The organism is Leptospira alstonii serovar Sichuan str. 79601 (assembly GCF_000347175.1).
GTDB classification, from domain to species: Bacteria; Spirochaetota; Leptospiria; order Leptospirales; family Leptospiraceae; genus Leptospira; species Leptospira alstonii.
On record NZ_ANIK01000080.1, the window covers coordinates 1 to 8,935 of the forward strand.

General features: G+C 38.4%; 7 protein-coding genes. 5 read left to right on the plus strand and 2 right to left on the minus strand.

All coding sequences use genetic code 11. The features are described from left to right. Both LEP1GSC194_RS23185 and LEP1GSC194_RS15535 read left to right on the plus strand, forming a co-directional pair. Positions 1 to 3,532, plus strand: a 3,532-nt coding sequence (locus tag LEP1GSC194_RS23185; protein WP_232424469.1) for a hypothetical protein, incomplete at its 5' end; no start/stop codon positions are given. A gap of 11 nt (positions 3,533 to 3,543) precedes the next feature. Next, positions 3,544 to 4,293 (plus strand): hypothetical protein, encoded by a 750-nt coding sequence (locus LEP1GSC194_RS15535; RefSeq protein ID WP_156469900.1) that lies wholly within the window; start codon positions 3,544 to 3,546, stop codon positions 4,291 to 4,293. Positions 4,294 to 4,329: 36 nt separating this feature from the next. On the opposite strand, the gene LEP1GSC194_RS23190 is transcribed toward LEP1GSC194_RS15535, so the two are convergent. Next, entirely contained in the window at positions 4,330 to 4,542 is a 213-nt protein-coding gene (locus LEP1GSC194_RS23190; protein ID WP_017808349.1) for an LIMLP_19325 family protein, read from the minus strand. Positions 4,543 to 5,325: 783 nt separating this feature from the next. On the opposite strand from LEP1GSC194_RS23190, the gene LEP1GSC194_RS15550 reads away from it, so the two are divergent. The 3 genes from LEP1GSC194_RS15550 to LEP1GSC194_RS15560 are packed head-to-tail and all read left to right on the plus strand — an operon-like array spanning position 5,326 to position 7,350. Then, positions 5,326 to 5,736, plus strand: coding sequence for a hypothetical protein (locus LEP1GSC194_RS15550; protein ID WP_036043297.1), 411 nt, complete (start codon positions 5,326 to 5,328; stop codon positions 5,734 to 5,736). 60 nt (positions 5,737 to 5,796) lie between these two features. Further along, entirely contained in the window at positions 5,797 to 6,426 is a 630-nt protein-coding gene (locus tag LEP1GSC194_RS15555) for an LBL_2463 family protein (protein ID WP_020774479.1), read from the plus strand. A gap of 33 nt (positions 6,427 to 6,459) precedes the next feature. After that, positions 6,460 to 7,350, plus strand: coding sequence for an LIC10906 family membrane protein (locus LEP1GSC194_RS15560; RefSeq protein WP_020774480.1), 891 nt, complete (start codon positions 6,460 to 6,462; stop codon positions 7,348 to 7,350). A 1,287-nt stretch (positions 7,351 to 8,637) separates the two neighbouring features. Here LEP1GSC194_RS15560 and LEP1GSC194_RS15570 read toward each other — a convergent pair. Next, a partial coding sequence (locus LEP1GSC194_RS15570; protein WP_036043300.1) for a DMP19 family protein occupies positions 8,638 to 8,935 on the minus strand: 298 nt, incomplete at its 5' end.

An 8,935-nucleotide genomic window follows, 5' to 3' on the forward strand; every position in this document is an offset into this window, starting at 1 on the left:
ATACAACGTAGAAACAAACATCTACAGAACGGTGTTAAATGACTACATGGGAGAAAGCGGAGTCGTAAGCCAAATCTTTAACGCGGAACTGCAACAAAGAGCGGAACAACAAAAACAGCATTGGAACTTGAAAGAACAAGAATTCTATGACTTAAAAAGCGACTGGGTCCAGAACGTGAGTTACCTGAAACAAACGGGAACGAAGAGATGGGAGAACATGGTACAGGAGTTCCAAGGGAAATGGAAGGACTGGAGAGCGGACTTTAAGGCGGAACACGAAGCGAACCAAAAGATCTACCTGGATCGAATCGAAAGTACATTAGAAAAAAAAGAAGCGTGGACACAAAGCTTTTTACAAAAGAGCAGCGAACACGCAGACGAGCTAACGATGAAAGAAATGTATGATTCGATAGCGGGAATGGTATCAGCGATGCAAGAGAATCTACCTGCTGGAGTGAGTATGAACGTGAATGTGAACGACATCCTCTCAAGCATCCTGAGTAAAAAACCGGGAAGTATCTCAGCAAGTTTAATCGATCGAGCATCATCGATTGACACCAATTTCTTTTTAAACGAAGTGAAGAAATACAACTTCAACGACAGCGGATTGAAAGAGCAGTTCAAAGGCTTGTTGAACACAACCAACAAACTCTCACAAAACCTGATCATCTTACAAACGTTAGAGTCTCTACGAAGTTTACCCGAAGCGTTTGCCAAAACGATCAAAGAGAAAAACGAAGAAGCGGAAGAAGAATTGAATCAAACGATGGCGTACGGAGGCTTTGCGAGAGCGGGAGCCACATACGTGCGCACGATCAAAACGGCCAGCGGAGGAGACGAGGTACAAACGCTTGGCACGTATCAGTATTTTAACTACAATCCACCGACAGTGTTTCCGGAAGTCAAAGACTCGAACGGAAAGAGTTGGGATTTAGGGAAACCTGAGTTACTGATTGATCGCGACAATGTTCCAAGCCCAAGCGACCTAACAGTGATGGTACGACTTGCCAGAAACAAGATGGGCGCTGACTTCAGGAAAGTTCTCGATCCCGATCCCGACAAACGCCGCAACTACGAAGCAGAGAAGGGGCTTTTTGATCCGACTGAGGTTCAAGAGGCCTACAACGAATACTTGGACGCAGTGAAAAGTGGAGAAAGCGTATCTTGCCTAAACAAGTCCGCGGAACAATGCGCAAAATCAGCGATGAACTCGGGGTTTCTCGTCGGAGAAGTAGCGGATGGAACGTTTGGAGAAGCTCAGTTTGCCCAGTTCTACGTCATCTTGAAAACGAAGAAGGAGATGGACAAGAGAAAGGGTAAGATGGACGCGGCTCGGCACAGAAAGCAGGGCGGTATGGGAAGATTTTACAATCAACTGGGTGCGGTGGCTGAAGGAACGGTAGAGACGGTGAAGGGCGTTGGGAGTGCCTTTATTTCCGCAGTGAAAGCCAACTTGAAAGCGACCTACACGGGAGACTTTAACGGAGCGAAGAAGGATTTAAAAGAAGCTGGCAAACAAGGCGAACGAGCGTTACAAGGTGTGTTGTATGCAACATCGGGATTTGTGGACTTTGGCCTGTTTTTTGCAGATACGGTAGCGGAAGCGGCTCTCGGAATTTTTACCGGCGGTATATTAAATATGCAGAATACAGGCTTGGACGGAACTTTTGCGGAAGGCAACTACGAACTCGCGAAGTTTAGAGACACGAATAAAGCCCAACGTCATATCAACGAACTAGGAATGCGGACCGGAGCGGAATACGCCGCTCAAGACAGAGTGATCAACGGAGTTGTAGAAGGCGTAGGTACGGTTTTAGCTGTAGGTGGATCGATCGTATCTACAATCGGATACGGTGTAATGATGGTGAGTGCGGCAACCGGTTTTGCTCCTGGAGTCGCCGCCGGTGCAGCGATGTTTGGGGGTGGAATGATTGCTTCTGCAATCGGAACGGGAGTGCTTGCCGGTTGGAAGACGTTTAGAGGAGCGTATGAGGGCGGCGCTGCGGGTATGGGTGCGGGAATTGTATCCGGAATTGTAAACTCTGCGTTGGACTACGCCACCGATGGAATGATAGGCATGAACATGAGTTACAGTTACGCAAACGGTTTCGGAGTGGGTGTGAACATAGGGACGTCTAACAGTACGCAGTTAGGCGGTAGTATCGGATTAAACTACAACGCCAAGAGTGGAGCTTGGGGAGCAAGTGTAGGTTTGAAATACGGTTTTGGCGGAAAAACGAAAGACGGCTATTCGAACTGGGCTGAAGCGGGTGTACATGTGAACAACATCGGTAGGGACAATCAATCTCAAGGAGTGAGTGCAACGGTCAGAGGTGGTTTTAATCAATACGGTAGTATCTCTCAGTATGGTAGTTTGAGTCTGAGTTACGATACGAAAGCGGGTTACGGTGCTTCGCTTGGTCTTTCGTCTAAGTTTGGTCCTATGAGCGTTAGTCCTTCTTTTAATGTTTCCGAATACGGCGGTTTTACTACGGACGTTCAATACGGCTTTGACCGTAGTCTTTTCAACAAGACGAATAACCCGAATCACGCCGCTGCAAACCGGAACTTGTTGGATGATATCTTGAACGGTGTTGGCGGTTTGGTGGGTGGAATCGGTCGTGGCGCTAAGTCCGCTTGGGATGGTTTGAGCGGCTTGTTTGGCGGGGGTGATATCGCTCAATTTCCGCTTCAACAAGGTGATACGCGAGCAACAGGATTGTTGGATGATACGTGGATAGATAAAAAGGTTAGAAATCTTTTTGGATTCAAATATGAAGACTTAAGCAATAAATCCGGTTATCAATATGAAAAAGATGCGAGTGGAAAAATAATTGGCGCTACAGATAAATATGGAAATAAGTTATCTTATCAATATGGAGAAACTGGTAGGATAGAAAGCGTTAAAATAGGAGATAAGACCTTAACTGATGGTGGTATCATTAAGATTGGTGAAGGTGGAAAAATATCAGTAGTAAATAGAAATGAAGTGGGAGATAATTCATTCGTCTATGTAAATGGAAGAGATACGAATCCGGATTATGCAATCCGGCAGGCTCAAGGAATTCAATCAGATTCTGGGCGAGAGGTCTTTCTAGTATATAATAGTCCGTCAGATCATGTGGCAACTGCTGCAACTTGGATGAATAGTGGAACTGACAAATCTCAAGACACAATTCGATATTTGGTTATGAATGGAAAAATTGATACTATAATGGGTCATAGCGAAGGAGGGGCAATAGCTGGATCCGCACTGCAATCCGTGGTAGGAACACCACTGGGAAAGGAAATATTGAAGAATATAAATTATGTTACATTCGGCGGTGCACAAAGTTTATTTAATATTCCGGATCATTTAAAAAGTGCTACGTTTTACTTAAATAAAGGAGATTTTATTTTTAGTAATCCGGTTGAAGTCTCCAGTCAATTTAATTCGAATTATAAAGTAATCAAAGGAAGTGGTTGGGGCCATAACCTGGAGAATTATATTTATGATGCAAATCAATTTATGGGAGGGAATACTTCTTATTGAAAAAGACTGTCATGAAGATAATTAAATGGGCGATGATATTTTTATGCTCGATTAGCATTAGTTGCAAGAATTTAGCAGGCGTGGCACAAAGAATTGCTGAATTTGAAAAGCAAAAACAGTACGATCCAAAATTTAATGGAGACATACTAAATGGTCCAAATGATTTTAATTTTGATCCTATGAATTTGCCTAAAATTGATAAAACTAGAGAGGATGAATTGGCTATTATATATCCTAGTGAACCATCCTTAAAGCTAACTTTTCTAAAGCCGATTGACAAAGTTATATTAGGAAAAAGGTTCAAAATGGATCGCTTATATGCTTATTATAAAATAACTAAGGAGTCAATTTCGGACGGAATACAATTTGGTTACGTGGCGCAGGAAAGATTAACCTTGATTATGTTTATTAGCCAAGGGGTCGTTGCTCAGTATTTAATTATTCATGAACTATTGGGATCGGACGGTAAATGGCGGAATGGTAAGTATGCTAGAAAAATTCCAAACTTTAAAGGAAATCGATTTGAATCTTGGCCTAATGAAAGTGTTGATAATGATTGCTACTTTGTGCAGCGAGTTGATCGAGCGCTCATTTTGGGTGACGAGGCCTCAAGAGAATTAAATTGTCCACTTTGGGAAGCTGTACCGGTTAATAAAAATTTGCAACGGCAAACCCCTCTAGTTAAGATACTTATGTACATCTTGTCTCCAATTGTGGTGATCATGGATTTACTTACAATGCAGAATCTCCACCAAAGGTAGCAAGCAAAGTCCGGAAAACCGGAAAGCGGCTTGTTTCTACTCGTTGTTTCTCAAATCATTTGAGGGAAAGTATTCTACAGGTTTAATCTTTAATTTTCTTCTGATTGCTAAAACTCTGCGAAAATCCGTAAATTTCAAGATTGCTTCTCTGTCCTCTTTGTATAATGATTTCCCTAAGTATTTTTCGTACTCATCTAAATCGGACTCTGTAATTTCTAAGGGTTTTATTTTATCATAATTGAATATCATGATTCATTCCTATTTTGCATTGAAGAGACACAGGCTATACCTTGGGAATAGATGAATAATAATTATGCTCAATTGAGTAAGAAGGGATCGCTCGACTTTTAAAATTGATCTAAGAACCGGCCTCAGTAATAAAAGGGAAATAAGTTTTAATTTTCTTGTTTTGTGTATGGTTTTTTTCCTAAGAACGGATGAATTATCTAAAAGAAATTTATGTAGTTTCTTGGGAGAACAATTGTAAAATTCATTACAAGATCGATAGAAAGTGGCGAGAGAGTTAAAACCGCATTCGAACACAATATCGAGAAGATTATGCGGAAGTTTAGTGCTATAAATCAGTTCTTTGGGTTCCTCTAACCTTTTGAAATTCAAAAAATGGTGTGCCGGGTGCGTTGATAACCAGAGGAAAGCGACAAAGTCTGCCTTTCGAAGTTCTTCATCTTTATAGCCTTTATTCAAGAGAAATGAGTTTAATTTGAATTCGATATGTTCTAAGTCGATATTCGATAATATGTTCTTTTGCAGATTATTTTGTAACCGAGAATCAAAAGTGTTTTGAATCTGTTTAGAATGTTTAAAAAAGAATGGTAGAAAAAATACCCTATTACAAATTTTTCGAACGGAATTGAAAACGGCGGGGCTTTCAAATAGGCTTTTGGTTTGGGATTTTATTGAATTAGAATTTGGCATTATAGACCGGAACAGTGTTTAGATTTTAGGATGATTCATTTTATATATTGCATCAAGCAATTTGTCAATTATAAAAAATTTGCATAGTGCAAAATTATGAAACATGATAATACTGAAATAATTAGCGAGGAAATAGCAGAGCGGTTTAAATATGCCCTCGAATATTTAAAGAAAAACTTTGGGGAAACGCAAAACAGTATTGCAAACCGTATGAAGATTGCTTCGAGTAATCTCTCTAGAATTGCTAATCGTAAAATCCCTTTGACTTGGCCAATGGCGATAACATTTGAACACGTAACAGATGTTTCCGCGGAATGGGTCTTCTACGGCAAAGCGGATATGTTTGTAGATAAGAAAAGAAGTGGAAATTTTACTGATGATGAAATTCGATTTTTTACCAAGATTAAAAAGAACGCTGAATTATTCAAAATCGTAAAAGCTCTTTCATTGACGAAATCCGATAAATACGAATTGATATTGAGCTTAGTTTTAAAATTAAACAAATAGATTGATTGAAAAATTAGAATATTATAAAAAAAAGAAACCTTTGCTTGATTTTAAATATAAATGAGACATAATATTATTATGTCTATATTGCTTTTAAATAAATCTATCAAAATGATTTCTGGCTATGAATCGAGAGAGGAACTTTCTAGAATCAAAGAATTCTTACGTTTTTCATATGCAAATGCCGGGTATAGCGACACTCCCTGGCGTGCATTTAATTACGACGAATGGGCCCATTGGTTTTATTTTGAAAAAAATAACGAGATTCTTTCTGTCATGCGTATTATTGAAAAAAAGCCGTACAACGTTATCCCTATTGAGAACGCGGTCATCTACAACGAAAAAGAAAAAATTCCATTACGGCGTTACGCCGTTATTGAGGAGAATGTCGCCGATTGGAATTCTTTAGCGTTTGTTCATAGTTTAGAGGGTTGGAGGGCGGCAAGAGAAACTTTCAAAGCTGTCGCCAAATTTTGTATCGAAAAAGATTTCTCAATAGTTTATGGAATGTATCCAATCAATCTTAAAAGTGTTGGATTATTTTATAAGAAATTCGGTGCATTTGAATCCCACAGATATTATGAAAAAATATACTATCCCGGATTATATTTGAAAGGTGAACTTTGTATTTGTTCTGTTATAGAATTAGAAAAAGAAACTTTACAGAAAATTGCGTCAAAAAAATTATAATGGCGTGGCAAGTATGCTCTTTAGGATTTTTGAATGATAACTTATGTAGCCGGATTCTTTATTCTATACCTTGGAATTTATGTGTTCCGCATACCACCGCGTGCAAGAGTTCAGAAATATTTCCTCGGCTTATGTTTAATGCTTTCCGGCTGGATGATCGGCTTCGGTATGCGAATGCAAGTGCCGATCGGAATTCGAGAAATATTTGCGAATTGGATTTTATTACCGATTCCATTCATTTCACTTTTTCTTGACTTGGTCGTATGTTCGATCATCGGTAAAAAGTTTAAGTTAAATCTTTATAGAACAATTTTAATTTATATTCTTTTGCCTACCTTCTCGTTAATTTCTCTTTTCGGTGGTTATGCAAAGATCAATGGTATGTCCGACTATTCGTTCTCACCCTTATTTAATTACCATTTGCTTATGATGTTTGGTTTTTTATCTGTTATAAAAAGTTCCCTGGAATTAGGTAATGCTATGATTAAAAAGCGAGGGGATAAAAGGATTCGTTCTTTTTTGATGCTTTCAGGAATCTTAATCTCATTATTAACCATTCTTATATTCAACTACGTTTTACCTTTACGATCTATTTTTTTAGGTTCCTATTCTGCTTTCGGTTTATTGATTTTTGCAATTCTGTGGTCAGTCGCGATTTTGCATTACGACGCTTTTGAAATTCGAGAATTGGTTATGGAAGGTTCGTCTTTACCTTTTTTAAGCAGAATTTTTTCTTTCGGCGTCTTAGGCTTGTATCGAATCATAGATAATCACGGGTACCAGTTGAAACTTATCGCATCCAAAGCTAATGTCACGCTTAACATTGTGGATACGCATTATGATGTTACGATAAGACATCCATCCATTGATAAAGCTAAGAGGGCGGAGATCGTCGCTAGTATTTTTAGCCGACGTATCCGATAGAATAGGAACTTGAATTTTAACAATAACCTTTTTCCTTTCATTTTTTGGTGATTTTAAGGCCGGTCTCAAAACTGCTTGTACTATTAAGAGTAAAAATATATTTACGAAATAGACAAATATGATTCAGAAATTCCTAAAAAACTTTGGAAGAAAATTATCCCGTTGCTCCCGAGAGAAAAGCCAAATCTGAGAAGAAGCGCATTCTCTAAATAAAATTGACCGGTGAACAATCTATTTAGTCGTCCCTGAAAAAATACCCAAATGGCGTATAACGTAAATAAAATGCTATCCAAGTGTAAATGTTTAAAAACAAAATCACCGTAAAGAATGAAAAAGTCCTCTAAAACGTGGTGAAAATGAAACCAGAAGAAAGCTCAACACACGCGAATTATTTCGCAACAGATTGGACCAGATTCTCAATCATAGGCATCCGTTGTATCAAATATCGAAGAAGATAGACTGGGAAAAATTTGAGAAAGAATTCGGAAAGTATTACGCAGAAAAAACTGGAAGACTCGGATTACGAATACGATTTATTGGTAGGACTTCATTAGAGTTGTTGAGAAATTCAATGGTGAAGTTTAACAAAACCGCTTCAATCGTCCATTTCAATGAAACGGAAACAAATGGAGAATTAATTTTTCAACACCTCTATTATTTGAAACATGCGTATAACGTGTCTCATGAAGGAGTCGTAGACGGCTATCTAAATCAACCGTTTCGTATTCAGAGTAACCCGCTTCCTTATAGATTTGTTTACTGAATTCCTTTACCGGTTTTATTATTTCTTTGTCCTGTGTGCTATCCCAAGTGTGTAACTGGAAACTGTTTAAACTTGATTGAATGAATTGGTTTTCTGAAGGAACTTCTATAATTTTACTCATAATAAAATTATGTCACATTATAATAATAATTCAAACCTTCTTATCTTCATAAAATAAGAAAAATCGGATTTTAAGTTCTTTTGAATACCTTCCCTCTATAACCTGTAATGACCTTCAAATCCAAAGTCATTGGAAATAAAAAAATGCCCTCACAAATTGACTAACGAAAGAACAAAGACTATTCTAAAAGGGTGGAAGGAAGAGAGAAGACATATCCTTCTAACCAGAATCAAAGCCGGATTCCCATCCCCCGAACGAAGAATTGCGTATTTTATTTCATAATTTCCAATATTTCTTCTTGTTCAAAGATTTCAAAGGTCACGACCCCCTATTCCCGAAAAAAATTGTTAAGCCATTGCCGGAGCTTGAACAGACTAAATAACCCTCGAAGGAGGGGAAGATTTTAGTTTTTAAAGGAGAATTGAAAGTCCTTTGGCACGACTACATACCCGTCAAAATGAAAAGATTTTCGATGAGTATGGATGAATTGAAGCATCGCATCCTCTAAGTCGAAATCGTCGTCATCATAATAAAGTGCACTGTCAAGATCATCGAAATCAATTTGAATTTCACCTAATTGAGCGGTACGTTCTGAAATTTCCGATGCCGGATATGGTTTGAAGTAGGAAATCGCCATTTCTAAAATTCTTTCATACTTTGTAAGACCTAATTTATTGAATCCTTCTAAGGCATGTTTCCAG